The sequence below is a fragment of the Pseudomonas fluorescens genome (assembly GCF_001902145.1).
Lineage (GTDB): Bacteria > Pseudomonadota > Gammaproteobacteria > Pseudomonadales > Pseudomonadaceae > Aquipseudomonas > Aquipseudomonas fluorescens_BV.
This window is the reverse complement of record NZ_MRST01000026.1, coordinates 249,601-272,730: the sequence shown is the minus strand read 5'-3', so window position 1 is coordinate 272,730 and position 23,130 is coordinate 249,601. Positions and strand designations below refer to the sequence as shown.

Annotated in this window: 21 protein-coding genes; 9 read left to right on the top strand and 12 right to left on the bottom strand. The window is 60.9% G+C overall.

Annotated features, from left to right (window positions below; translation table 11 throughout):
• Positions 1 to 138 precede the first annotated feature (138 nt).
• Entirely contained in the window at positions 139 to 1,200 is a 1,062-nt protein-coding gene (locus BUE92_RS20730) for a phosphorylcholine phosphatase (protein ID WP_073526012.1), read from the top strand.
• A 184-nt stretch (positions 1,201 to 1,384) separates the two neighbouring features.
• Here BUE92_RS20730 and ilvD read toward each other — a convergent pair whose 3' ends face one another.
• Positions 1,385 to 3,226, bottom strand: a complete 1,842-nt coding sequence (ilvD, locus tag BUE92_RS20725) for a dihydroxy-acid dehydratase (RefSeq protein ID WP_003195159.1) — start codon at positions 3,224 to 3,226, stop codon at positions 1,385 to 1,387.
• A 388-nt stretch (positions 3,227 to 3,614) separates the two neighbouring features.
• Here ilvD and BUE92_RS20720 point away from each other — a divergent pair, with 388 nt between their 5' ends.
• Positions 3,615 to 4,073 (top strand): REP-associated tyrosine transposase, encoded by a 459-nt coding sequence (locus BUE92_RS20720; RefSeq protein WP_073526011.1) that lies wholly within the window; start codon positions 3,615 to 3,617, stop codon positions 4,071 to 4,073.
• A gap of 122 nt (positions 4,074 to 4,195) precedes the next feature.
• On the opposite strand, the gene BUE92_RS20715 is transcribed toward BUE92_RS20720, so the two are convergent.
• Both BUE92_RS20715 and BUE92_RS20710 read right to left on the bottom strand, forming a co-directional pair.
• Entirely contained in the window at positions 4,196 to 5,356 is a 1,161-nt protein-coding gene (locus tag BUE92_RS20715) for an MFS transporter (RefSeq protein WP_073526009.1), read from the bottom strand.
• A 223-nt stretch (positions 5,357 to 5,579) separates the two neighbouring features.
• The gene (locus BUE92_RS20710; RefSeq protein WP_003195152.1) at positions 5,580 to 6,776 is read right to left on the bottom strand and encodes a class I SAM-dependent rRNA methyltransferase; all 1,197 of its coding nucleotides are present in this window, start codon (positions 6,774 to 6,776) and stop codon (positions 5,580 to 5,582) included.
• Positions 6,777 to 7,035: 259 nt separating this feature from the next.
• Here BUE92_RS20710 and BUE92_RS20705 point away from each other — a divergent pair, with 259 nt between their 5' ends.
• Both BUE92_RS20705 and mutM read left to right on the top strand, forming a co-directional pair.
• Positions 7,036 to 7,848 carry an HDOD domain-containing protein gene (locus BUE92_RS20705; protein WP_178380738.1) on the top strand — a complete coding sequence of 271 codons (813 nt, stop codon included), beginning with the start codon at positions 7,036 to 7,038 and terminating at the stop codon, positions 7,846 to 7,848.
• A 21-nt stretch (positions 7,849 to 7,869) separates the two neighbouring features.
• Positions 7,870 to 8,682, top strand: a complete 813-nt coding sequence (gene mutM, locus BUE92_RS20700) for a bifunctional DNA-formamidopyrimidine glycosylase/DNA-(apurinic or apyrimidinic site) lyase (protein WP_044269621.1) — start codon at positions 7,870 to 7,872, stop codon at positions 8,680 to 8,682.
• 70 nt (positions 8,683 to 8,752) lie between these two features.
• Here mutM and BUE92_RS20695 read toward each other — a convergent pair whose 3' ends face one another.
• The 5 genes from BUE92_RS20695 to BUE92_RS20675 form a co-directional block, all read right to left on the bottom strand.
• Positions 8,753 to 9,004: a YfhL family 4Fe-4S dicluster ferredoxin gene (locus BUE92_RS20695; RefSeq protein ID WP_003195146.1), complete on the bottom strand. Its 252-nt coding sequence runs from the start codon at positions 9,002 to 9,004 to the stop codon at positions 8,753 to 8,755.
• A 102-nt stretch (positions 9,005 to 9,106) separates the two neighbouring features.
• Complete coding sequence (gene coaD, locus BUE92_RS20690) at positions 9,107 to 9,586, bottom strand: pantetheine-phosphate adenylyltransferase (protein WP_003195136.1); 480 nt, start codon at positions 9,584 to 9,586, stop codon at positions 9,107 to 9,109.
• 103 nt (positions 9,587 to 9,689) lie between these two features.
• Complete coding sequence (locus BUE92_RS20685; protein WP_073526007.1) at positions 9,690 to 11,285, bottom strand: GMC family oxidoreductase; 1,596 nt, start codon at positions 11,283 to 11,285, stop codon at positions 9,690 to 9,692.
• Between the two features lie 53 nt (positions 11,286 to 11,338).
• Positions 11,339 to 11,884 (bottom strand): twin-arginine translocation pathway signal protein, encoded by a 546-nt coding sequence (locus tag BUE92_RS20680; protein WP_073526006.1) that lies wholly within the window; start codon positions 11,882 to 11,884, stop codon positions 11,339 to 11,341.
• 29 nt (positions 11,885 to 11,913) lie between these two features.
• Positions 11,914 to 13,341: a coniferyl aldehyde dehydrogenase gene (locus tag BUE92_RS20675; protein ID WP_073526005.1), complete on the bottom strand. Its 1,428-nt coding sequence runs from the start codon at positions 13,339 to 13,341 to the stop codon at positions 11,914 to 11,916.
• 145 nt (positions 13,342 to 13,486) lie between these two features.
• Between BUE92_RS20675 and BUE92_RS20670 the strand changes: the two genes are divergently transcribed.
• Together BUE92_RS20670 and BUE92_RS20665 are read left to right on the top strand one after the other, a co-directional pair.
• Entirely contained in the window at positions 13,487 to 14,158 is a 672-nt protein-coding gene (locus BUE92_RS20670) for a TetR/AcrR family transcriptional regulator (protein WP_005792294.1), read from the top strand.
• A 33-nt stretch (positions 14,159 to 14,191) separates the two neighbouring features.
• A complete protein-coding gene (locus tag BUE92_RS20665; protein ID WP_073526004.1) occupies positions 14,192 to 15,046 on the top strand; it encodes a sulfurtransferase in 855 nt (284 codons plus the stop codon).
• A gap of 117 nt (positions 15,047 to 15,163) precedes the next feature.
• On the opposite strand, the gene BUE92_RS20660 is transcribed toward BUE92_RS20665, so the two are convergent.
• The 4 genes from BUE92_RS20660 to BUE92_RS20645 all read right to left on the bottom strand — a co-directional run bounded on the left by BUE92_RS20660 (position 15,164) and on the right by BUE92_RS20645 (position 19,715).
• Positions 15,164 to 16,159 (bottom strand): hydrolase, encoded by a 996-nt coding sequence (locus BUE92_RS20660; protein ID WP_073526003.1) that lies wholly within the window; start codon positions 16,157 to 16,159, stop codon positions 15,164 to 15,166.
• A 112-nt stretch (positions 16,160 to 16,271) separates the two neighbouring features.
• Positions 16,272 to 16,877, bottom strand: coding sequence for a 16S rRNA (guanine(966)-N(2))-methyltransferase RsmD (rsmD, locus tag BUE92_RS20655; RefSeq protein WP_073526002.1), 606 nt, complete (start codon positions 16,875 to 16,877; stop codon positions 16,272 to 16,274).
• Positions 16,877 to 18,367, bottom strand: a complete 1,491-nt coding sequence (locus BUE92_RS20650; protein ID WP_032894697.1) for a M16 family metallopeptidase — start codon at positions 18,365 to 18,367, stop codon at positions 16,877 to 16,879. Before BUE92_RS20650 ends, rsmD begins: the two co-directional genes overlap by 1 nt.
• Positions 18,360 to 19,715, bottom strand: a complete 1,356-nt coding sequence (locus BUE92_RS20645; protein ID WP_073526001.1) for a M16 family metallopeptidase — start codon at positions 19,713 to 19,715, stop codon at positions 18,360 to 18,362. The genes BUE92_RS20650 and BUE92_RS20645 overlap by 8 nt, the downstream gene beginning before the upstream one ends.
• Before the next feature lie 232 nt (positions 19,716 to 19,947).
• Here BUE92_RS20645 and ftsY point away from each other — a divergent pair, with 232 nt between their 5' ends.
• The 3 genes from ftsY to ftsX are packed head-to-tail and all read left to right on the top strand — an operon-like array spanning position 19,948 to position 23,035.
• On the top strand, positions 19,948 to 21,348 hold the full coding sequence (gene ftsY / locus BUE92_RS20640; RefSeq protein ID WP_073526000.1) for a signal recognition particle-docking protein FtsY: 1,401 nt from the start codon (positions 19,948 to 19,950) through the stop codon (positions 21,346 to 21,348).
• Complete coding sequence (gene ftsE, locus BUE92_RS20635; RefSeq protein WP_003195112.1) at positions 21,345 to 22,016, top strand: cell division ATP-binding protein FtsE; 672 nt, start codon at positions 21,345 to 21,347, stop codon at positions 22,014 to 22,016. The genes ftsY and ftsE overlap by 4 nt, the downstream gene beginning before the upstream one ends.
• Complete coding sequence (gene ftsX, locus BUE92_RS20630) at positions 22,013 to 23,035, top strand: permease-like cell division protein FtsX (RefSeq protein WP_054897584.1); 1,023 nt, start codon at positions 22,013 to 22,015, stop codon at positions 23,033 to 23,035. Before ftsE ends, ftsX begins: the two co-directional genes overlap by 4 nt.
• Positions 23,036 to 23,130 lie beyond the last annotated feature (95 nt).

The following is a 23,130-nucleotide window of genomic DNA, read 5'->3' as shown; positions in this document are numbered from 1 at the left end:
CTGTCGTTTTTGGAATAAGCGTTTGACGCCCAGGCGTATGCCCGTGGCGTGATCACGACGTCCTTGGTCGCGCTCGGGCGATAACTGTCATACGGATTTGTTAGCGTCGATGTCTTTCACTTGAGGGAGACAACGCCTATGAAGCTCGCGCCGAAACTATTGGTATCCGCCGCCTTTTGCCTCGGGCTCGCCAGCCAGGCGTTTGCCGCCACCGAGTTGAAACACTGGCCGGCACCCGCCGCCAAACAACTCAACGAAATGATTGCCGCCAACGCCAACAAGGGTAACTACGCGGTGTTCGACATGGACAACACCAGCTACCGCTACGACCTCGAAGAATCCTTGCTGCCGTTCATGGAAAACAAGGGTCTGATCACCCGCGACAGCCTCGACCCGTCGCTCAAGTTGATGCCGTTCAAAGACACCGCCGAGCATAAAGAGAGCCTGTTCAGTTACTACTATCGCCTTTGCGAAGTCGATGACATGGTCTGCTACCCGTGGGTGGCCCAAGTGTTTTCTGGCTTCACCCTCAAAGAGCTCAAGGTCCAGGTGGATGAGCTGATGGCCTCAGGCAAGCCGGTGCCGGTCAGTTATTTTGAAGGCGACGCGGTGAAGAAATCCGAGGTGCAGCCGCCAAAAGTCTTCACCGGCCAGGCCGAGCTGTACAACAAACTGATGGAAAACGGCATCGACGTGTATGTGATGACGGCCGCTTCCGAGGAGCTGGTGCGCATGGTCGCCGCCGATCCGAAGTACGGCTACAACGTCAAACCTGAAAACGTCATCGGCGTGAGCCTGCTGCTCAAGGACCGCAAGACCGGCGAGCTGACCACCGCGCGTAAACAGATTGCCGCCGGCAAGTACGATGAAAAAGCCAACCTCGGCCTGGAACTGACCCCCTACCTGTGGACCCCGGCCACCTGGATGGCCGGCAAGCACGCGGCGATCCTCACCTACATCGACGAGTGGAAAAAACCAGTGATCGTCGGCGGTGACACACCGACCAGCGACGGCTACATGCTGTTCCACGATGTGGACGTGGCCAAGGGCGGCATCCACTTGTGGATCAACCGCAAAGATAAATACATGACCCAACTCAACGGCATGATCGCCACGCACGCGGCGGCGCAAGCCAAGGAAGGGTTGCCGGTGACGGCGGACAAGAACTGGGTGATCGTCAAGCCCGAACAGATCCAGTGACCACGCGGCTACGCCGGTAAATGTGGGAGCTGGCTTGCCTGCGATGCAGACACCACGGTGTACCTGATTCGCGTCGATGCCATCGCAGGCAAGCCAGCTCCCACAGTTGATCGTCGGTGTTGTGGAGGTTTTCTGCGGGCAAAAAAATGCCCCGCACCTGGCGGGGCATTTTTATGCGCGGGGCTTACAGGCCGTCGAGCATGGCTTTGTTGCGTACCGCACCTTTGTCGGCGCTGGTGGCCAACAGCGCGTAGGCCTTCAACGCGGTAGTGACTTTACGCGGCCGCTTTTCAACCGGCTTCCAGCCTTTCTTGTCCTGCTCAACCCGGCGTGCTGCCAGTTCTTCATCGCTGATCAACAGGTTGATCGAGCGGTTCGGAATGTCGATCAGCACCTTGTCGCCATCCTGCACCAGGCCAATCGCGCCGCCGGCAGCAGCTTCCGGCGAAGCGTGGCCGATGGACAAGCCCGACGTGCCGCCGGAGAAGCGGCCATCGGTCAGCAGGGCACAGGCTTTGCCCAGGCCTTTGGATTTCAGGTAGGACGTGGGGTAAAGCATCTCCTGCATACCCGGGCCGCCTTTGGGGCCTTCGTAGCGGATGATCACGATGTCGCCTTCCTTGACTTCGTCAGCGAGGATGCCGCGTACCGAACTGTCCTGGCTTTCGTAGATCTTGGCGCGGCCTTCGAAGACGTGGATGGATTCATCCACACCGGCAGTCTTGACCACACAGCCGTCGAGGGCGATGTTGCCGTACAGCACGGCCAGGCCGCCTTCTTGCGAGTAAGCGTGCTCAACACTGCGGATGCAGCCGTTTTCACGGTCGTCGTCCAGGGTGTCCCAACGGGTCGACTGGCTGAAGGCAGTCTGGGTCGGGATACCGGCCGGGCCGGCCTTGAAGAAGGTGTGCACGGCTTCGTCGTCAGTCTGGGTGATGTCCCACTTGGCGATGCCTTCGGCGATGGACTTGCTGTGCACGGTCGGCAGGTCGGTGTGCAGCAGGCCGCCACGGGCCAGGGAGCCCAGGATCGAAAAGATCCCGCCGGCGCGGTGCACGTCTTCCATGTGGTACTTCTGGATATTCGGCGCGACTTTGCACAGTTGCGGCACATGGCGGGACAGGCGGTCGATGTCGCGCAGGTCGAAGTCGATCTCGGCTTCCTGGGCGGCAGCCAGCAAATGCAGGATGGTGTTGGTGGAACCGCCCATGGCGATGTCCAGGGTCATGGCGTTCTCGAACGCCTTGAAGTTGGCGATATTGCGCGGCAACACCGACTCATCGTTCTCGCCGTAGTAACGCTTGCACAGCTCGACGATGGTACGGCCGGCCTGCAGGAACAACTGCTCGCGGTCGCTGTGGGTGGCCAGTGTCGAGCCGTTGCCCGGCAGCGCCAGGCCCAGGGCTTCCACCAGGCAGTTCATCGAGTTGGCGGTGAACATGCCGGAGCACGAACCGCAGGTCGGGCAGGCGCTGCGCTCGTATTCCGCGACCTTCTCGTCAGAAGCGCTGGAGTCGGCGGCGATCACCATGGCGTCAACCAGGTCGAGGCCGTGGGAAGCGAGCTTGGTCTTGCCGGCTTCCATCGGGCCACCGGAGACGAAGATCACCGGGATGTTCAGGCGCAAGGCAGCCATCAACATGCCAGGGGTGATCTTGTCGCAGTTGGAAATGCACACGATGGCGTCGGCGCAGTGGGCGTTGACCATGTACTCCACGGAGTCGGCGATGATCTCGCGGCTCGGCAGGGAATACAGCATGCCGTCATGGCCCATGGCGATGCCGTCGTCCACGGCGATGGTGTTGAATTCCTTGGCCACTCCACCGGCGCGTTCGATCTCGCGGGCGACCAGTTGGCCCAGGTCCTTGAGGTGGACGTGGCCGGGTACGAACTGGGTAAAGGAGTTGGCAATCGCGATGATCGGCTTCTTGAAGTCGTCATCTTTCATCCCCGTGGCACGCCACAGCGCGCGCGCACCGGCCATATTGCGGCCGTGGGTGGATGTTTTCGAGCGGTAATCAGGCATTGGAGCACTCCGGGCGGCTAATCAAGTACTAAAGGGGAGTGAGCTTCTAATTGACGACTGGAACACTCAGAAAATGGCCGTGTGTCCGGAAGTTGCCACTCGCATCGCGGGATCGCCGCATGCTTGGGCCTCGAGCTCATAAACCCGCCGGGGGATGACTGGCGATGAATAGGGCCGATTCTACACCGACTTCTTGTAGGAGCGAGCTTGCTCGCGAAAATCGTCAACGATGACGCAGTGCTATCAGGGAGCCCGTGTCGTCTGTGGGTTTTTCGCGAGCGAGCTCGCTCCTACAGAAGAGGGAGACATATCCAGAACAATTGTTTAAACGCTAGTTGGTGCTTCAGCTCCTACCGTTTCTCTTCCAATCACAGAAGAGGACGAAGGAATGTCCACCCAGCAAAATGCTCATCGACTGCGTAAAGGGCGCTATTCGGAGTCGGGTCGTATTTACCTGATCACTGCGGTTACCCATCAGCGGCAGCCCATTTTTCAGGACTGGCGCACGGGGCGCTTGCTTGTTAGTGAGTTCAGGAAAGCTCAGGAGGGCGGTGAGGCGACGTCACTGGCCTGGGTGGTCATGCCAGACCATTTCCATTGGCTGGTGCAATTGCATAACGGCGATTTGCCTAGACTGATGCGTATCACCAAATCGCGAAGTGCCCGTGCAGTCAATAAGGAAAGACAGTCCTTCGGAGTGCTTTGGCAAAAAGGCTATTTCGACCGGGCGTTGCGCCGTGAAGAAGACTTGAAGGCAGTGGCTCGCTACATCGTCGCAAACCCCTTGCGCGCAGGCTTGGTCGAGCACATTGGCCAATACCCACTATGGGACGCCATCTGGCTATAAGGCACCTTCCCCTGTAGAAGCGAGCTTGCTCGCGAAGATCGTCAACGATAACGCAGCGCTATCAGGTAGCCCGTGGCGTCTATTCGTTCTTCGCGAGCAAGCTCGCTCCTACAGGTGAGGTGTCAGCGATTGGTCCTGACATTCGTCAGCCAGCCCCACAGGCTGAAAACAATGAAGCTGGCAGCGATGGTCATTAGTAGATGGGGGCCTGTTTGCGCAAGCGCAGCACTGCTAATGGCGGCGGTGAGGAACATGATGCTGTTACCCGCTGATGCCGCCGTCCCTGCGCGGTTTGAAAACAGCAACATCGCCGCCGAAATCGCCGCCGGGCGCACCAAGGTCACGGCCAGGGCACTGATCAGCATCGGAATCAGCAGGGTGATGCTGGTAATGGCTTGCAGGCTGACGATCAGCGTCAACAACACACCGGCGATGAGCAATAAACCGAGGCCGATATTGATCTGCCGGGACAGCGTAATGCGCTTTTGCAGGTAAAAGGCGACTACGCCGCCGAGCAGATAGGCAACGCCGTACGCCATCAACACCAACGCGTACTCGTACTCAGAGAGCTTCAGCGCATCCATGAAAATCAGCGGTGTCACACTGATCAAGGCGAAGTAGCAGGCGAACACCAGCGCAGCGATCCACCAGTAACGCAGGAAGTCGCGATTGGCGGCGACGGCCCTGAGTGTGCCGATGATGGACACCGGTGCCCGATGCGCACTGGCGGATTTGGCGGGCAGGATGCACAGCGCATGGATCAACATGCCCGTAGCCATCAGCGCGAAGCCATAGAAACTGCCTTGCCAGTCGAATGTGGTTTGCAGCCAGGAGCCGATCAGTGGTGACAGCGCGACGAATGAGCCACTCAAGGTCATGTAATACAGGCGTACGCGGGCACGGTCTTGCTCTTCGAACAGGTCTTCCACCAGCGCATGGCCTAGCACGAAGAAACCACAACCCATGGCCTGCACTGTGCGAAACACCAGGAACATCAGGTAATCAGGGGCCATCGCGCAGCCCATGGCGCCAATGATTGATAGCGTGATGCAGCCAAGCAGAACTTCCTTGCGCCCCCATTTGTCCGACAGCGGGCCGGCGACCAGTTGCGAGATCGAAAACACCAGGGTGAACAGGCTGATGGACAGCGCAATGTCTGCGCTGGGCGTGTCGAATCGAGCAGATAGGGCAGGGAACGAGGGAAGCAGGATATTGATCGGGAAGAAGCTGATCAGTGAAATGCAGGTGATGAGGATGAAGCGGGAGAGAGTGGGCCCAGACATTGTTTTTGTTTTCCGGAGTAAAACCAGAAACCGATACTAGTCTGCGAAAAATGGAATTCAATCAATACCGCTGTAGGAGCCTTCCCGTATTGATGTGCGCCATCATTGTAGGAGCGAGCTTGCTCGCGAAGATCGTCAACGATAACGCAGCGCTATCAGGTAGCCCGTGGCGCTAGTTCGTTCTTCGCGAGCAAGCTCGCTCCTACAGAGGATTTGGTTTCAATCAGCTATTGGGCAACAACCGGCACGTAATGCTCTTGATATACCGCGTCTCGGCAATCGCCGGGTGCACCGGATGATCCGGGCCTTGGCCGCCACGCTCCAGCATCTGGATATTGCGGTCCAGGTGGCGGGCGCTGGTGAGCAGGATGTTTTGCAGGTCGTCTTCCGGCAGGTGCATGGAGCACGAGGCGCTGACCAGGATGCCGTCCTTGCTGAGCAGGCGCATGGCTTGCTCGTTGAGGCGGCGGTAGGCGCCTTCGCCGTTTTTCATGTCTTTTTTGCGTTTGATGAAGGCCGGTGGGTCGGCGACGATCACGTCGAAGCGTTCTTCGCTGGCTTTCAATTCTTTAAGCGCTTCAAAGACGTCGCCTTCGATGCAGGTCATCTTCTCGGCAAAGCCGTTCAGCGCGGCGTTGCGCTCTACGCCGTCGAGGGCGAAGGCCGAAGCGTCGACGCAGAACACTTCACTGGCGCCAAAGGCTGCAGCTTGCACGCCCCAGCCGCCGATGTAGCTGTACAGGTCAAGTACGCGCTTGCCCTTGGCATACGGGGCCAGGCGTGCGCGGTTCATGCGGTGGTCGTAGAACCAGCCGGTCTTTTGGCCCTGGATCACCGGGGCTTCGAATTTCACGCCGTTTTCTTCCAGCGCCACCCACTCCGGCACCAGGCCGAACACGGTTTCGACGTAGCGGTTGAGGCCTTCGGCGTCGCGCGCGGCGGAGTCGTTCTTGAACAGGATGCCGCTGGGCTTGAGCACTTGGGTCAGCGCGGCGATCACGTCTTCTTTATGGGCTTCCATGGTCGCCGAGGCGATCTGTACCACCAGGATGTCGCCGAAACGGTCGACCACCAGGCCCGGCAACAGGTCGGAATCACCGTAGACCAGGCGGTAGAACGGCTTGTCGAACAGGCGATCACGCAGGGACAGGGCTACGTTGAGGCGGTGCACCAGCAGCGATTTGTCCAGCGGCAACTTGATGTCGCGCGACAGCAGGCGGGCGCAGATCAGGTTGTTCGGGCTCATGGCCACGATGCCCAGGGTCTTGCCGCCGGCTGCTTCCAGGATAGCCTGGTCGCCTGCCTGGAAGCCGTGGAGTGGGGTGGCGGCCACGTCGATTTCGTTGCTGTAGACCCACAGGTGGCCGTTGCGCAAACGACGATCGGCGTTGGCTTTGAGACGCAGGCTTGGCAGGGACATGACGTCGCTCCGGAAAAAAGAGCGGGAGTATACCGTGTTGTATGACCTTTCGCGGCTTAGCCTGATGGACTGTAGGAGCGAGCTTGCTCGCGAAAAACGTTAACGATGACGCGGGCATCCAGGATTGACGCGGCGCTCTTAAGTTTTTCGCGAGCAAGCTCGCTCCTACAGGGTAGAATTCGCGCCTAGCCCAGAGTGTGTACTTATGTCCCAAGAGCTTTCCGCCGAGCAGATCCAACAGGCCCTGCAAGGCATCAGCGTGCCGCCCCAGCCGCAAATCATGGTGGATTTGCAGATGGAGCAGTACATGCCCGACCCGGACCTGGAAGCGATCGCCCGGCTGATCGCCCAGGACCCGGGCTTGTCCGGCGCGTTGCTGAAAATCGTCAATTCGTCGTATTACGGCCTGAGCAACAAGATTGCCTCGATCCAGCGTGCGGTGAACCTGCTGGGCAGCCGCTCGGTCATCAACCTGATCAATGCGCTATCGATCAAGGGCGAGATGAGCGACGACACCATTGTCACCCTCAACCGCTTCTGGGACACGGCCCAGGACGTGGCCATGACCTGCTTGACCCTGGCCAAGCGCACCGGCTCCCAGGCGGTCGACGAAGCTTATGCATTGGGGCTGTTCCACGATTGCGGCGTGCCGTTGATGCTCAAGCGCTTCCCCAATTACATGGCGGTGCTGGAGCAGGCCTATGCCAATGCAGGGCCGGAGTGCCGCGTGGTCGACACCGAAAACAAAGCGTTCCACACCAACCATGCGGTAGTCGGCTACTACACCGCCAAGTCCTGGCGCCTGCCGGAGCATGTGACCGACGCCATCGCCAATCACCACAACGCCCTGGCGATTTTCAGCGATGAGACGTCGCGCAACCCGCAGCTCAAGAACCTGCTGGCCATTTTGAAGATGGCCGAGCATATCTGTTCGTCCTATCGCGTACTGGGTAACCAGGCGGTGGACCATGAGTGGAATGCCATCGGCCATCTTGTACTGGATTACGTGGGCCTGTCGGATTACGACTTCGAAAGCCTGAAGTTGTCGATCCGCGAACTGGGCGCGCACTGACCCGTCATTCAAGAGGTACACATGCCCGAGTTACCAGAAGTCGAAACCACGCGGCGCGGGATTGCCCCGCACCTGGAAGGCCAGCGCGTCAGCCGCGTGGTAGTGCGTGAGCGGCGCCTGCGCTGGCCGATTCCGGAAGACCTGGATGTGCGCCTGTCGGGGCAGCGCATCGTGCTGGTGGAGCGCCGGGCCAAATACCTGTTGATCAATGCCGAAGTGGGCACCTTGATCAGCCACCTGGGCATGTCGGGCAACTTGCGCCTGGTGGAAGTCGGCATGCCGGCGGCCAAGCATGAACATGTGGATATCGAGCTGGAATCGGGTATGGCCCTGCGCTACACCGACCCGCGGCGCTTCGGCGCGATGCTCTGGAGCCTCGACCCGCACAACCATGAGCTGCTGATGCGGCTGGGGCCGGAGCCGTTGACCGACCTGTTTGATGGCGAGCGCCTGTTCCAGCTGTCTCGCGGCAAGTCCATGGCGGTGAAGCCGTTCATCATGGACAACGCAGTGGTGGTGGGCGTGGGCAATATCTATGCGACAGAGGCGCTGTTTGCAGCGGGGATTGACCCGCGCCGCGCCGCCGGGGGTATTTCACGCGGGCGTTATTTGAAGCTGGCGATTGAGATCAAGCGGGTGCTGGCCGCTGCCATTGAGCGGGGCGGTACCACGTTGCGGGACTTTATCGGCGGCGATGGGCAGCCTGGGTATTTCCAGCAGGAATTGTTCGTATATGGCCGCGGCGGCGAGGCGTGCAAGGTCTGCGGCACTGAGCTGCGCAATGTGGTGCTGGGGCAGCGGGCGAGTGTGTTTTGCCCCAAGTGCCAGAGCTGAGTGTTGTGTGATGGCTGATATCGCCATCGGGGGCAAGCCCCCGATGGGGCCTCACAGGCACTAAAGACGTTCAAGCCTTGCCGGTAATCTTGCGGTATTTCTCCATCAACTGCTCTTCAGTCTCAGGGTGTGCTTCATCCAGCGGGATGCAATCGACCGGGCAAACCTGCTGGCACTGCGGTTCGTCGTAGTGGCCGACGCACTGGGTGCACAGGTTGGGGTCGATCACGTAGATCTCTTCGCCTTGGGAAATGGCGGCGTTCGGGCACTCGGGTTCGCAGACGTCGCAGTTGATGCAATCGTCGGTGATGATCAGGGACATGGAAACTCCTGCCAGGGCACTCTGCCAAGGCATCTGAAAACTAATGCGCGCAATTGTGCCGCATTGGCGCCCGCAGTGCGAGCAGGCACCGACCGAGCAGCCTTACTTCTTGAAGCGCAGCGTCAGCGCATCGGCCACGGCTGGGTGCACGAACTTGGTGATATCTCCGCCCAAAGCGGCGATTTCACGAACCAACGTCGAGGAAATGAACGAATAACGCTCCGACGGCGTGAGGAACAGGCTTTCCACGTCCGGCGCCAGTTGGCGGTTCATGTTGGCCAGCTGGAATTCGTATTCGAAGTCCGACACCGCGCGCAGGCCACGCAGGAACACATTGGCGTTCTGTTCCTTGGCGAAATGCGCCAGCAATGTCGAAAAGCCCACTACTTCCACATTCGGCAGGTGCTTGGTGACCTCTTGCGCCAGCTCCACGCGCTGTTCCAGGGGAAACAGCGGGTTTTTCTTGGGGCTGGCCGCGACCGCGATGATCACATGGTCGAACAGGCGAGAGGCGCGCTCGACCAGATCGCCATGGCCTTTGGTAATCGGGTCGAAGGTACCTGGGTACAACACTCGGTTCATCGCGTCGTCCTGGCGGAGTCCGTTGGGGAACCGGATGGTATCGCAGCATTACCGGTGGGCCAAGTCGACTTATGTAGATAGATACCGTGAATACCCTGTCTTTTCATGCCGTTTTCAGACGTTCGGCCAATGCTGTCGCCAGTTGCGCGGTCAATCCGTACACCGACAATTGCGGGTTTGCGCCAATGCTGGTGGGGAACAGCGAGCCGTCGTGGATCGACAGGTTACGCAACTGATGATGGCGACCCAGGCTGTCGGCAACGGCATTTTTCGGTTCTTCACCCATGGCGCAACCGCCCATCACGTGGGCGCTGCCCAGGGTGGTGCGATGCAGTTCCAGGTTCAGACCGTCGATCACGCTGCGCGCTTCGGCCAAGTTGTTCACAAAGCGCGCGTCGTGATGCAGGGGCTTGACCGATTTGGCCCCCGCCGCGAACTGAATCTCGGCCATGCTGTGGAAGGCCCGGCGCAGGCCGTCCCAGGCATAGGGCGAGACCTGATAGTCGAGCACTGGGGTGCCGTCACCGCGTAATTCCACCGTGCCGCCCGGGCTGTCGGGGTGAAAGCCGTCGCGCAGCAGGGCGAGCATGGCGTGGGTGTGGGGTAATTGGTTCATATCCAAGGCGTTCTGGTTGCCATAGCCACCAAACAGGGTGCTCGCCAGGCCTGGATGCAGGGGCGGTGCTTCCAGTTTGTAGGACATTTTGCCGGTAGTGCCGTCCTGCCATTGGAAATGGTCGGAGTAGATGGATTGCGGCGCACCGTAGAAGGGGTTGATCACCTCGTCGAACAGCCCTGCGGAGAAATTGACCAGGTGCAGGAAGGTGCGCTTGCCCAGCCGCGAGTGCGGGTCGGGTGCGTCCGAACGCATCAGCAGGGCCGGGCTGTTGATGCCGCCACCCGCCAGCACATAGTGCTTGGCTTTCACGCTGATCTTGCGCCCTGTAGGCGCTACGCAGCGTTCGTCCATGGCCACGCATTCGAGGCTGCTAATGGTGTCGCCGCTGTATGTGAGCCGTTCGGCGCGGGCCAGGTAAAGCAGTTCGCCGCCCTTTTCCAGCGTGGACGGGATGGTCGTTACCAGCATCGACTGCTTGGCGTTGACCGGGCAGCCCATGCCGCAATATCCCAGGTTGAAGCAGCCGCGCACATTGCGCGGGATCACATGCCAGCTGTAGCCGAGCTTTTCGCAGCCTTTGCGGATCACATCGTTGTTGGCATTCGGCGGCAGCGCCCACGGCGCGATGCCTAGGCGCTGTTCCATTTTTTCGAACCAGGGCGCCATTTCGGCGCTGCTGTGGCCTTTGACCGCATATTCGCTGGCCCAATGCGAGAGGGTAGCGTCAGGGGTGCGAAAGCTGGAGGTCCAGTTGATCAAAGTGGTACCGCCCACGGCCCGGCCCTGCAGGATGGTGATAGCGCCGTCCTTGCTCATCCGCCCGATGCCTTCCTGGTAAAGGCTGGCGTAGGCTTCGTCTTCCAGCAGCTTGAAGTCACTGCTGGTCTTGAGCGGGCCTTCTTCGATCAGCAACACTTTATAGCCGGCGGCGCTGAGGATTTCGGCGGTGGTACCGCCCCCGGCGCCGCTGCCGATGATGGCGACATCCGCTTCCAAGGTCAGGTCGTTATCCAGGGCGGCGCCATTGTGGGTTTTCCAGCCACGGGCCAGGCCGTCGCGGAACAGATCGGGTACGGGCATAGGTGTGCTCTCTTATTCTTGTAGGAAGATGCAATCTTGGGGGATTGCCCAGGCTAGATCTTGGGCGGGCCGGGGTAGCCGCAATGGGCCCAGGACTCGGGCCGGAAGTACCAGGCCATGATCACCAGCTTGAGCAGCGAGCCCTGGCCCATGCGCAAAAGGTTCAGGTAACTGTTTTCCCAGCGGTGCAAGAAATTGCGGATCTGTTCGCTGTTGGCGTTTTCCCAACTGCCCCAGATACCGGTCAGGGGGCCGCGGGTGATGCCCATGCCCAGTACGTCGAATAATTGCTGGGTGAGCTTGAACATCTCGGGTGACAAGTGCTGCAGGCTGTAATCGAGCTTTTTCAGGGTGCCCTCAATACCGGCAAGCACTTGTTCGGCACTGGCCGCGCCTTCCAGCAGCACCGGGATCACCGCCCGCAAGAACGGCAAGTCGCTGGTGCGCAACATTGCAAAGCCGCTGGCCGGCGTACTGCTGGAGCAACCGCTGAGGCTGGCACCCAACCCGGCGGTGGCGAGGAAGGCGCTGGCACACAGGCCGATTTTCAAGACGCCGCGCCGTGACAGCGCGGGTGAATCAGTCAGGCTGGGGTTCATTGTTTTTATTGTCCCGAAGGTGGCGGTTATCAGCGGATAAACAGCTTCTGGATCAGCTTCTGGATTGACTTGCCATAGGGCGGGTAGATCAACTTCGCCGCGTTCAGGCGCTGTTTGACCAGCACACCCTTGGCCTTGCTGAACGTCAGGAAACCTTCGTGACCGTGGTAATGGCCCATGCCTGACGGGCCGATGCCACCGAACGGCATATCGTCCTGGGCGACGTGCAGCAAGGTGTCGTTCAGGCATACACCGCCGGAATGGGTTTCGTGGAGCACCCGCGCTTGTTCGCCTTTGTTGTAGCCGAAGTAATACAGGGCCAGTGGGCGTGGGCGCTGGTTGATGTAGGCAAAGGCTTGGTCAAGGCCGCGATACGGCACGATGGGCAGGAGCGGGCCGAAGATTTCGTCCTGCATCACGGTCATGTCGTCGCTGACATTCAACAGCAGGCTGTGGGCCATTCGTCGAGCCTGGCCTTGCTCGTACAGCGGGATCAGGGTGGCGCCTTTGTCGGTGGCGTCCTTGGCGTAGGCATTGAGCCGGGCCAGTTGGCGTTCGTTGATGATGGCGGTGTAGTCCGGGTTGTCGGCCAGCGTCGGATAAAACCCGCGCACGGCTTCGGAATACGCCTCGACAAAGCCCTCCACGCGATCTTCCGGTACCAGCACATAATCTGGCGCCACGCAGGTTTGTCCGGCGTTCAAGGTTTTGCCGAAGGCGATGCGTTCGGCAGCATCCTTGAGCGGTACGTCGGCCGAGACAATGGCTGGCGATTTGCCGCCCAGCTCCAGGGTCACCGGCGTGAGGTTTTCGGCCGCCGCACGCATCACGTGCTTGCCTATGCTGGTCGCGCCGGTGAACAGCAGGTGATCGAAGCGCAACTTGGAAAACGCCATACCCACGTCAGCCTCGCCCAGCACGACGCACACCAGGTCCTCGGGGAAGATCTTGGCCAGCAACGCCTTGAGCAGCTCACCGGTGGCCGGCGTGGACTCGCTGAGCTTGAGCATTACTCGGTTACCGGCAGCCAACGCCCCCACCAGCGGGCCGATGGCCAGGTACAGCGGGTAGTTCCACGGCACGATGACGCCGACAACGCCCAGTGGCTGGTAAATGACTTTGGCTGAGGCAGGCTGGAAGGCAATGCCTACAGCGCGGCGGGAAGGTTTCATCCAGCCCTTGAGGTGTTTGCTCGCGTAGTGAATGCCATGCAGGCTAGGCATCAATTCGGCAAACAGGGTTTCGTCGGCACTGCGATGGCTGAAATCCTGGCTGATGGCATTGATCAGCGCCTGGCGTTCGTCGCTCAGCAGATCCCGCAGGGCCTTGAGCCATTGCTGGCGCTGCCCGGCCGGCGGCATCGGGTTGGCGGCATAGGCGCGGCGTTGGGCGTCGAACAGGTCCTGGAGTTGATCCAGCACCTGGGAATCTTGCAGGTAGGCAACGTTGGCAGACATGGCGCGGCACCGATTGTTATTGGTCTGCCTGGATTTTTAGAGTCATTGCTCTAAGTTGTCAAATAACATTGCAGTAACATCCGGATTTATCCTGGTCGGGTTAGGCCGTAAGATGCCCCATCCCGTGTATAGAAGCTGATCCCCTATGGCACCACGAGTAAAGACCAGCGAGCGCATTGTGCAAACCAGCCTGGAGCTTTTTAACCAGCAGGGCGAGCGCAGTGTCAGTACCAACCACATTGCCGCCCACATGGAAATTTCCCCGGGCAACCTGTACTACCACTTCCCTAACAAGCAGGCGATCATCGCCGTGCTGTTCCGCGAATATGAAGCGTTGGTAGACAGTTTCCTGCGCCCACCCCAGGGACGCACGATGGTGGTGGAGGACAAACGCTTTTACCTGCAAGCCGTATTGGCCGGTATGTGGCGTTATCGCTTCCTGCACCGCGACCTCGAACACCTGCTGGAGAGCGACCCGGAACTGGCGACCGGCTACCGGCGTTTTTCCCAGCGTTGCCTGATCCAGGGCGGCGCGATCTACCAGGGCTTTGTCGATGCCGGCATCCTGAATATGGACCCGGTGCAAACCGAAGCCCTGACCCTGAATGCGTGGATCATCCTCACCTCGTGGGTGCGCTTTTTGTGTACCACCAATGAAAAATCCACCCATCTGAGCGCCGAGGCGATCAAGCGCGGGGTCTATCAGGTGCTGGTGCTGGAGGCGGGGTTTGTCACGCCGCAGGCCAAAGAGGCGGTGGACGCCTTGTTCAAAGAGTTTTACGTGCCGTTGAATCAGGCACTGGAAGAAGTGAAGTAAGACCTTTCCCCTTTGTATTCACAGGAGTCAGTCATGCCGCTTGCCCAACTGATCAGCCCCCAGCAATTGGCCGAGCGCCAGCAGTCGAGCGGGTGGGTGATCCTGGACTGCCGCTTTGCCCTGGAAGACCCGGACTACGGCTTGTGCAGTTACGCCGAAGGGCATATCGAGGGCGCGCAATACGCCGACCTTGAGCGCCATCTGAGCAGCCCGGTGATCAAGGGCGTGACCGGTCGTCATCCTTTGCCGGCGGCGGACACGTTCGCCAGGCAACTGCGGGCCTGGGGTATCAGCGCCGACACCGATGTGGTGCTGTATGACGACGGCCCCGGTGCCTACGCCGCCCGTGCCTGGTGGTTGCTGGCCTGGCTGGGCAAGCGTGATGGCGTGTTTATTCTGGATGGTGGCCTCAAGGCCTGGCATGCCGCCGGTTTCCCCCTGAGCCTGGACGCGCCCGTGGTTGAGCCAGGTGCCTTCGCCGGTACGCCGGATCATCGGTTGCTGCTGGATGCCGAACACCTGCAAAAGCGCCTGGGCCAACCCGGCCTGACCTTGATCGACGCCCGCGCCCAGCCGCGCTTTCGTGGCGAAGTGGAGCCCATCGACCCGATTGCCGGGCATATCCCTGGCGCGCAATGTGCGGCTTTCAGTGAAAACCTGGGCAGCGACGGCCGCTTCCTGCCGGCCGAGCAGCTCAAGCAGCGCTTTGCCGCGCAGTTGCAAGGGCGCCCGGCGCAGGAATTGGTGGCGTATTGCGGGTCTGGGGTGACAGCGTGCCATAACCTGTTTGCGTTGAGCCTGGCGGGGTACCCGTTGGGCAGGTTGTATGCGGGGTCGTGGAGTGAGTGGATTACTGATCCAGCCCGGGAAATAGCAACGGGCGACTAAGGCTCGATCTGCAAACCCAATCAAGTGTGGGAGCGGGCTTGCTCGCGAATGCAGGGTATCAGTCGATACAGGTGTGACTGATACACCGCATTCGCGAGCAAGCCCGCTCCCACATGTTTAACCTAGTTGTGTCAGTAACCAGGCAGGGATCCGGCGCTCCAGGTAGTAACCAGGGCGCTTCAGCGAACCCTCCACAAACCCCACATGTCCGCCTTTTGCCAACAGTTCAAACTCAGTGCAAGCCGAGAGCTCACTCGCCTCTGGCAAGCTGTGCGCAAACACAAACGGGTCATCGGCCGCCTGGATAATCAACGTGGGCGTACGGATATCGCCCAGGTAATAGCGGCTCGATGCGCGGCGATAGTAGTCTTCGGCACTGACGAAACCGTGCAGCGGCGCGGTTACCCGCCCGTCGAAGTCCCAGAACGTGCGCATCTTTTCCAGGGAGCCAAGGGCCTCCAGGGTTTTGAGCCCATCCTCACGACCGTCCTGCAGGAATTGGCGTTGCTTGACGCGGATATACGCCAGCATCTCGCGCATGAAGTGCTTCTGATACACCCGCGAGAACCCCAGGCCGATGCGATCGGCGCATTGATCCAGGCGAAACGGCACCGACACCGCTGCTGCCCCCTGCAAGCCCGAGGCCTTGCCGGTTTCCCCCAGATGCTTGAGCAACACATTGCCACCCAGGGAATAACCCACCGCATACAAGGGCGCCAACGGCCGCTTGGCGCGCAGATGAGCAATCGCCGCCGCCAGGTCCTCGCTGGCACCGGAGTGATAGCTCCGAGCCAGTAAGTTGGGCTCGCCCGAGCAGCCGCGCCAGTTCAACGCGGCACTGGCCCATCCTTGGGCGGCAAGGGCTTTTTGCAGACCTGCCACGTAGGGCGAATTGGACGAGCCGGTCAGCCCATGCAGCACCAGCACCAAGGGCGCTTGCACGTCATGGGGGCCATGCCAGTCGAGGTCGAGAAAGTCGCCGTCATCCAGCCACAGGCGTTCGCGTTGGCGCTCGATATGCGTCGTCGGGCGCCACAACGGCCCCCACAGTGTCTGCAAGTGGGGGTTGCCGAGGCCGAAAGCGGGTTTGAAGCGGTCTGTAGATGGAATCATGAATTACCCGCTGCCGTGTAGGAGCGAGCTTGCTCGCGAAAAACGTTAACGATAACGCAGCGCTATCAGACAGCCCGTGTGGCCTGTTCGATCTTCGCGAGCAAGCTCGCTCCTACAGGGTGCGATGCCACAACGCGTAATACACCCGCCCGGACTTCTGCTCCCGGTGCAGGCGCCAGCTGCCCGGCAGGCCGAGCGTGGAGGGCGCGGTCTCGCTCTCAGTGTAGATCCAGGCATCCGGTGCCAGCCACTGGCGTTCTTCCAGCAGCGTGCAGACGGCCGGCAGCAGGTTCTGGTTGAACGGTGGGTCGAGGAACACTACGTCGTATTCAGTCGCCGCCTGGGTTTCCAAGTAGCGCAGCGCGTCGGCCGTCTGCACCTGGCCGGTGGTGCAACGCAGCGTGCCCAGGTGCTCCTTGAGGCTGGACACTGCCACATTGCTGGCGTCCAGCGCCTGGCCCTGGGCCGCGCCACGGGACAGCGCCTCCAGGAACAGCGCGCCGCTGCCGGCGAACGGGTCCAGCACTTTGGCCCCGCCTATGTACGGCGCGAGCCAGTTGAACAGGGTCTCACGCACGCGATCGGGCGTCGGGCGCAGGCCCACGACGTCGGGGAAGCTCAGCTTGCGGCTGCCCCATTCACCGCCAATGATGCGCAGTTGGCCCACACCGTTATGCACGTTGTGGACAGGTTTTTTCGGGCGAGATGAACTGGCCATTAATGCTCCGGAACCCCGAGCGGCTGCTCGGCAGGTTTATCAGTGGGGGGCGGTAGTGGCTTTTGCGCAATCGTCGGGCCGGCGGTCACGATGACCATCTTGTCGGCGCTCAAGTGTTTGTTCATTGCAGCCTTGACCTGATCGACGGTCAGGGCCTGGGATTGTTTCATGAAATCTTCCAGATAGCTCAGCGGCAGGTTGTAGAAACCCATGGCGCCCAACTGCCCGACGATATCGGCGTTGCTGGCGGTGGACAGCGGGAAGCTGCCGGCCAGCTCGCGCTTGGCGTCATCCAGTTCCTTTTGCGTCGGGCCGGTCTTGAGGTAGTCAGCCAGCACGTCCTCCACCAGGCGCAAGGTACCACCGCTCATTTCGGCGCGGGTCTGCAGGTTGATCATGAACGGGCCGCGCACCTGCATCGGCGAGAAACCGGAGTACACGCCGTAGGTCAGGCCGCGTTTCTCCCGCACTTCGCTCATCAAGCGGGTGCCGAAGCCACCGCCGCCAAGGATCTGGTTGCCCAGGGACAAGGCTGCGTAGTCCGGGTCTGCACGGTCAATGCCCAACTGCGCAAACAGCAGGTGGGTTTGCTTGGACGGGAACTCGATACGGCTCAGGCCTGCTTTTGGCTCGGTCGGCTGGGCAATCTTGGCCATGGCCGGGCCTTTGGGCAGCGAGGCTGACACCTTGGCCGTCATGGCTTCGGCTTCGGCGCGGGTCAGGTCGCCCACCACCGCAATCACCGCGTTACCCGCCGCATAGGCCTTGGCGTGGAACGCCTGCAACTGCGCCAGGGTAATCTTCGGCACGCTCTCGGGGGTGCCTTCGCTCGGATGGGCGTAAGGGTGGTCGCCGTACAGGCGCTTGAACAGCTCGATGCTCGCCAGCTTGCCGGGGTTCTGCTTCTGGTACTCGAAACCGGCCAGGATCTGGTTCTTGATGCGTGCCAGGGAGTCTGCCGGGAAAGTCGGCTGGCCGATCACCTGGTTGAACAGTGACAGGGCTGCGTCGCGCTTGGCGCTGTCGCTCAGGCTGCGCAGGGTCACCAGCGCCATGTCGCGGTAGGCGCCGTTGCCAAAGTCGGCCCCCAGGCCTTCGAACCCACTGGCGATCTGGCTGACGTCCTTGCCCGGCACGCCTTCGTTGAGCATGGCGTTGGTCATCAGCGCCAGGCCTGGCACGTCGCCATCCTGGCTGCTGCCGGCGGCGAACAGCAGGCGCATGTCGAACATCGGCAATTCGTGGGCTTCGACGAACAGCACCTTGGCGCCTTCGGCAGTGGTCCAGGTTTGTACGTCGAGCTTGCGGTTGGTGGGTGCCTTGCCATCCAGTTCCGCCAGGGACTGCAGGGTGCTGGCCGTTTGAGCCTTGTCCAGGGCCTGGCTGGCGACCGACTCGCTGGGGCGCAAAAAGTACACGGCACTGGCGGCCATCAGGGTGACGGCGATCAGGCCGGGCAGGATCAGGCGGCTGTTTTTGCGATCACTCATGAGCGGTCTCCTGTGGCAAAACATGGGCGACGCTCAGACGTTTGCGGGTGAAATAGGTGCGTGCAGCCTTCTGGATATCGTCCGGAGTCACGCTTTGCAGGTCGGCAAGCTCAGTGTCCATGAGTTTCCACGACAGGCCGACGGTTTCCAGGGAGCCGATGGCCGTGGCCTGGCTGGTGATGGAATCACGCTGGTACACCAGGCCGGCAATCACCTGGGCACGGATGCGCTCCAGTTCTTCGGCGGTCGGCGGCTTGGCCTTCAACTCATCGAGCAGGCGCCACAGGCCGGCTTCGGCTTGGGCAACGGTCTTCTTCTTTTGCTGGTTCGGCGTGGCCGACAGGGTGAACAGGCTGTCGCCACGGGTGTAGGCGTCGTAGTTGGTGGAAGCGGCGGACACAAGCTCCTCACCGCGTTCCAGCTGCTCGGAGATCCGCGCACTGTAGCCGCCGTCCAGCAGGGCCGAGATCAGGCGCAGGGCCTGCACCGAACGTTTGTCTTCGGCGGTGGCCAGGCCGGGCACGTTGAAGCCCAGAAACACGCTTGGCAGTTGGGTCTGCACGTGCAGGGTCAGCAGGCGCTCGCCGGGCTCGGCCAGTTCCATCGGGATTTTTGCCGGCGGCACGTCACGCTTGGGGATCGGGCCGAAGTAACGTTGGGCGAGGTTTTTCACCTCGTCCGGGGTCACGTCGCCGACCACCACCAGGGTGGCGTTGTTCGGCACGTACCAGGATTGGTACCAGTGGCGCAGTTCCTCGACCTTCATGCGGTCCAGGTCGGCCATCCAGCCGATGGTCGGCGTGTGGTAGCCACTGGCCGGGAACGCCATGGCCTTGAAGCGCTCGAACGCCTTGGACATGGGGTTATCGTCGGTGCGCAGGCGACGTTCTTCCTTGATTACCTCGATTTCACGGCTGAACTCGTCGGCCGGCAGGCGCAGGCTGGCCATGCGATCAGCTTCCAGCTCGAAGGCCACACCCAGGCGGTCACGGGCCAATACCTGGTAGTACGCGGTGTAGTCGTCGCTGGTGAAGGCGTTTTCTTCGGCGCCCAGGTCGCGCAGGATCAGCGAGGCTTCGCCGGGGCCTACCTTGGCGCTGCCCTTGAACATCATGTGTTCCAGGGCGTGGGACAAACCGGTCTGGCCCGGGGTTTCGTAGCTTGAGCCGACCTTGTACCAGACCTGGGAAACCACCACCGGCGCACGATGATCTTCGCGCACGACCACTTTGAGGCCGTTATCGAGGGTGAATTCATGGGTGGGTTGTGGATCGGCAGCCAAAGCTGAGAGAGGCAGACAAACTGTGCTGAACAGCAGGCCTGCGGCGCGGCGGGCTAGAGCATTCATTCGTTTTTAAACCTGTTGGGCTGCCCGCTTGGTCTTAGCGTCGGCGGGCGAGGAGGTGCTAGGATACTGATCCGACTTAAGGACGGCCACTGCGGCTGTCTTGTTGAGGCCCGATTTAGGCCTTACAAAATGTTGCGCATGAACGAGCTGGCTAAAAAACAGTCTGTTACGCATCGAATTTTATTTACCGACGCGCCCTGTGGCGCGTCGCTACCTTGAGATAGCCGTCTCCATGTTTGGTTCCAACGACGACAAGAAGACCCCAGCTGCGGCTGGCGAGAAGAAAGGCCTGTTCGGATGGCTGCGCAAAAAGCCGCAGGAAACCGTCGTCGAACAGCCACAGGTTCAGGCTGAACCGACCCCTGAACCCTTGATAGAAGCCGAGCCGGTTGCCGAGACGCCAGTTCCGGTGGTGTTGCCGATGGCTGAGCCGGTGTTGCAGCCGGTCGTCGAGGCCGAGCCGGAACCTGCGCCTGCTCCCGAGCACAAGCCCTGGTTGGAGCTGCCGGTGGCCGAAGAACCCGTGGCGTTGGTGGAGGATGTTCAGGCCGAGCACGTCGTGCCGCTGATACCTGCGGTGGTTGAGCCGGCGCCGGTAGAGGTTGCGGCTGAAGTACCGCCCGTTGTTGAAGCGCCTGCACCGGTTGTTGCCGCACCTGCCGTCGTCGAGCCAGAGCCTGCCGTCGCCACCACCGAAACCAGCAAAACCGGGTTCTTCACCCGCCTCAAGCAGGGCCTGAGCAAGACCAGCGCCAGCATCGGCGAAGGCATGGCCAGCCTGTTCCTGGGCAAGAAAGTCATCGATGACGAACTGCTGGAAGACATCGAGACCCGCCTGCTCACCGCCGACGTTGGCGTCGAAGCCACCGCCGTGATCATCCAGAGCCTGACGCAGAAGGTCGCGCGCAAGCAGTTGACCGACGCCGATGCGCTGTACAAATCCCTGCAGGCTGAGCTGGCCGCCATGCTCAAGCCGGTTGAAGCGCCGCTGGTGATCTCGCCGAAAAAGCCGTTCGTCATCCTCGTTGTGGGGGTCAACGGCGCCGGCAAGACCACCACCATCGGCAAGCTGGCCAAGAAGCTGCAGGGTGAGGGCAAGAAAGTCATGCTCGCCGCCGGTGACACCTTCCGTGCCGCAGCCGTCGAGCAGTTGCAGGTGTGGGGCGAGCGCAACAAAATCCCGGTGATCGCCCAGCACACCGGTGCCGACTCTGCGTCGGTGATCTTCGATGCCGTGCAAGCCGCCAAGGCGCGCAACATTGATGTGCTGATCGCCGATACAGCCGGCCGCCTGCATACCAAAGACAATTTGATGGAAGAGCTGAAGAAAGTGCGCCGCGTGATCGGCAAGCTTGACGCCGATGCACCCCACGAAGTCTTGCTGGTGCTCGACGCCGGTACCGGCCAGAACGCTATCAGCCAGGCCAAGCAATTCAATCAGACGGTGCAGCTGACCGGCCTGGCATTGACTAAGCTCGACGGCACGGCCAAGGGCGGTGTGATTTTCGCCCTGGCCAAACAGTTCGGGTTGCCGATTCGCTATATCGGCGTCGGTGAAGGCATCGACGACCTGCGCACCTTTGAAGCCGAACCCTTTGTACAGGCACTGTTTGCCGAGCGGGAGCGTTCATGATTCGATTCGAACAGGTCGGTAAACGCTATGCCAACGGGCATGTGGGCTTGCATGAGCTGAGCTTTCGAGTGCGTCGCGGTGAATTCTTGTTTGTCACCGGCCATTCGGGCGCGGGCAAAAGTACGCTGTTGCGGCTGTTGCTGGCCATGGAACGCCCGACCACCGGCAAGTTGCTGCTGGCGGGCCAGGACCTGGCCACTATCAGCAATGCGCAAATTCCATTCCTGCGCCGCCAGATCGGCGTGGTGTTCCAGAACCACCAGTTGCTGTTCGACCGCACGGTGTTCAACAACGTGGCCCTGCCGTTGCAGATCCTCGGGCTGTCCAAGGCCGAGATCGTCAAACGCGTGGACTCGGCCCTGGAGCGCGTGGCCTTGTCGGACAAGACCGACCTCTTCCCCGGCGATCTGTCCACCGGCCAGCAACAGCGTGTCGGTATCGCCCGCGCCATCGTCCATCGCCCGGCCTTGCTGCTGGCAGACGAACCCACTGGTAACCTCGACCCGCGCCTGGCGGCCGAGATCATGGGGGTATTCGAAGACATCAACCGCCTGGGCACCAGCGTCTTGATCGCCAGCCACGACCTGGCCTTGATCGCTCGCATGCGCCATCGCATGTTGACCCTGCAACGCGGCCGCCTGATCGGCGATGGGGAGGCTGGCGTATGAGTGCTACACGCAGCCCTAAAGTATCCGAACGCGTGGCGCCGAAACCGGCCGACCCGCAACCGAAAAAGAAAAAACACGACGACGACGACGGCCCGGACTTCGGCACCCTGGTGCACGCCTGGATCGAAAGCCATCGCGCCAGCCTGCTGGACAGCCTGCGTCGCCTGGGCAAGCAGCCGATCGGCAGCTTTTTCACCTGCCTGGTCATGGCGGTGGCCTTGAGCCTGCCGATGGGCTTGTCGCTGTTGCTTAATAATGTGGAGCGCCTGGGCGGCTCCTGGCAGCGGGCGGCGCAGATTTCGCTGTACCTGAACCTGGATACCAGCAGCAAGGAAGGCGAAGCGCTGCGTGACGACATCAAGAACATCCCGGGGGTAGCCGAGGCCGAGTACATCAGCCGCGACCAGGCCCTCGAAGAGTTCCAGCAGCAATCGGGCCTGGGCGAGGCGCTCAAGGAACTGCCGCAGAACCCGCTGCCGGGCGTGGTGCTGGTAACGCCGAACGAGGTCGACAAGCCGGCGTTGGAAGCCCTGCGACAAAAACTCGCAGAGATGCCGAAGGTGCAACAGGCGCAACTTGATCTAGTCTGGGTGGAGCGCCTGGCCGCGATCCTCAAGCTGGGTGACCGCTTTGTGTTCGGCCTGACGGTGTTATTAGTGTCTGCATTACTTTTGGTGATAGGTAATACCATTCGTCTTCATATTGAAAACCGCCGCACCGAGATAGAAGTGATTAAACTGGTGGGCGGCACAGACAGCTATGTGCGCCGGCCTTTCCTGTACATGGGCGCGCTGTATGGCCTGGGTGCGGGGATCTTGTCCTGGGGCGTACTGGCGTTTGGCCTGGATTGGTTGAACGACGCGGTTGTCGGCTTGGCCGGGCTCTACGGCAGTGATTTCGCTCTGGCCGGTGTGCCGGTAGCCGATGGTCTGAGTCTCTTGCTTGGCGCGGTCTTGTTGGGGTATATCGGTGCGTGGATTGCAGTGGCACGGCATTTACGCGAGCTGGCGCCGAAGTAGTTAATGCCAGATTAATGTGGTTTCGTTTGTATTGACCGTATCAGCGGTTTAGGGAACTTGTCCTACGGTTCCCAGGTCAATTTTCGCAGTGCTGA

What these genes read in the sequence shown, in the direction of transcription:
- BUE92_RS20730 (WP_073526012.1), top strand. Translation starts at nt 139, where the DNA reads ATGAAGCTCGCGCCGAAACTATTGGTATCCGCCGCCTTTTGCCTCGGG.
- ilvD (WP_003195159.1), bottom strand. Translation starts at nt 3,226, where the DNA reads ATGCCTGATTACCGCTCGAAAACATCCACCCACGGCCGCAATATGGCC.
- BUE92_RS20720 (WP_073526011.1), top strand. Translation starts at nt 3,615, where the DNA reads ATGTCCACCCAGCAAAATGCTCATCGACTGCGTAAAGGGCGCTATTCG.
- BUE92_RS20715 (WP_073526009.1), bottom strand. Translation starts at nt 5,356, where the DNA reads ATGTCTGGGCCCACTCTCTCCCGCTTCATCCTCATCACCTGCATTTCA.
- BUE92_RS20710 (WP_003195152.1), bottom strand. Translation starts at nt 6,776, where the DNA reads ATGTCCCTGCCAAGCCTGCGTCTCAAAGCCAACGCCGATCGTCGTTTG.
- mutM (WP_044269621.1), top strand. Translation starts at nt 7,870, where the DNA reads ATGCCCGAGTTACCAGAAGTCGAAACCACGCGGCGCGGGATTGCCCCG.
- BUE92_RS20695 (WP_003195146.1), bottom strand. Translation starts at nt 9,004, where the DNA reads ATGTCCCTGATCATCACCGACGATTGCATCAACTGCGACGTCTGCGAA.
- coaD (WP_003195136.1), bottom strand. Translation starts at nt 9,586, where the DNA reads ATGAACCGAGTGTTGTACCCAGGTACCTTCGACCCGATTACCAAAGGC.
- BUE92_RS20685 (WP_073526007.1), bottom strand. Translation starts at nt 11,285, where the DNA reads ATGCCCGTACCCGATCTGTTCCGCGACGGCCTGGCCCGTGGCTGGAAA.
- BUE92_RS20680 (WP_073526006.1), bottom strand. Translation starts at nt 11,884, where the DNA reads ATGAACCCCAGCCTGACTGATTCACCCGCGCTGTCACGGCGCGGCGTC.
- BUE92_RS20675 (WP_073526005.1), bottom strand. Translation starts at nt 13,341, where the DNA reads ATGTCTGCCAACGTTGCCTACCTGCAAGATTCCCAGGTGCTGGATCAA.
- BUE92_RS20670 (WP_005792294.1), top strand. Translation starts at nt 13,487, where the DNA reads ATGGCACCACGAGTAAAGACCAGCGAGCGCATTGTGCAAACCAGCCTG.
- BUE92_RS20665 (WP_073526004.1), top strand. Translation starts at nt 14,192, where the DNA reads ATGCCGCTTGCCCAACTGATCAGCCCCCAGCAATTGGCCGAGCGCCAG.
- BUE92_RS20660 (WP_073526003.1), bottom strand. Translation starts at nt 16,159, where the DNA reads ATGATTCCATCTACAGACCGCTTCAAACCCGCTTTCGGCCTCGGCAAC.
- rsmD (WP_073526002.1), bottom strand. Translation starts at nt 16,877, where the DNA reads ATGGCCAGTTCATCTCGCCCGAAAAAACCTGTCCACAACGTGCATAAC.
- BUE92_RS20650 (WP_032894697.1), bottom strand. Translation starts at nt 18,367, where the DNA reads ATGAGTGATCGCAAAAACAGCCGCCTGATCCTGCCCGGCCTGATCGCC.
- BUE92_RS20645 (WP_073526001.1), bottom strand. Translation starts at nt 19,715, where the DNA reads ATGAATGCTCTAGCCCGCCGCGCCGCAGGCCTGCTGTTCAGCACAGTT.
- ftsY (WP_073526000.1), top strand. Translation starts at nt 19,948, where the DNA reads ATGTTTGGTTCCAACGACGACAAGAAGACCCCAGCTGCGGCTGGCGAG.
- ftsE (WP_003195112.1), top strand. Translation starts at nt 21,345, where the DNA reads ATGATTCGATTCGAACAGGTCGGTAAACGCTATGCCAACGGGCATGTG.
- ftsX (WP_054897584.1), top strand. Translation starts at nt 22,013, where the DNA reads ATGAGTGCTACACGCAGCCCTAAAGTATCCGAACGCGTGGCGCCGAAA.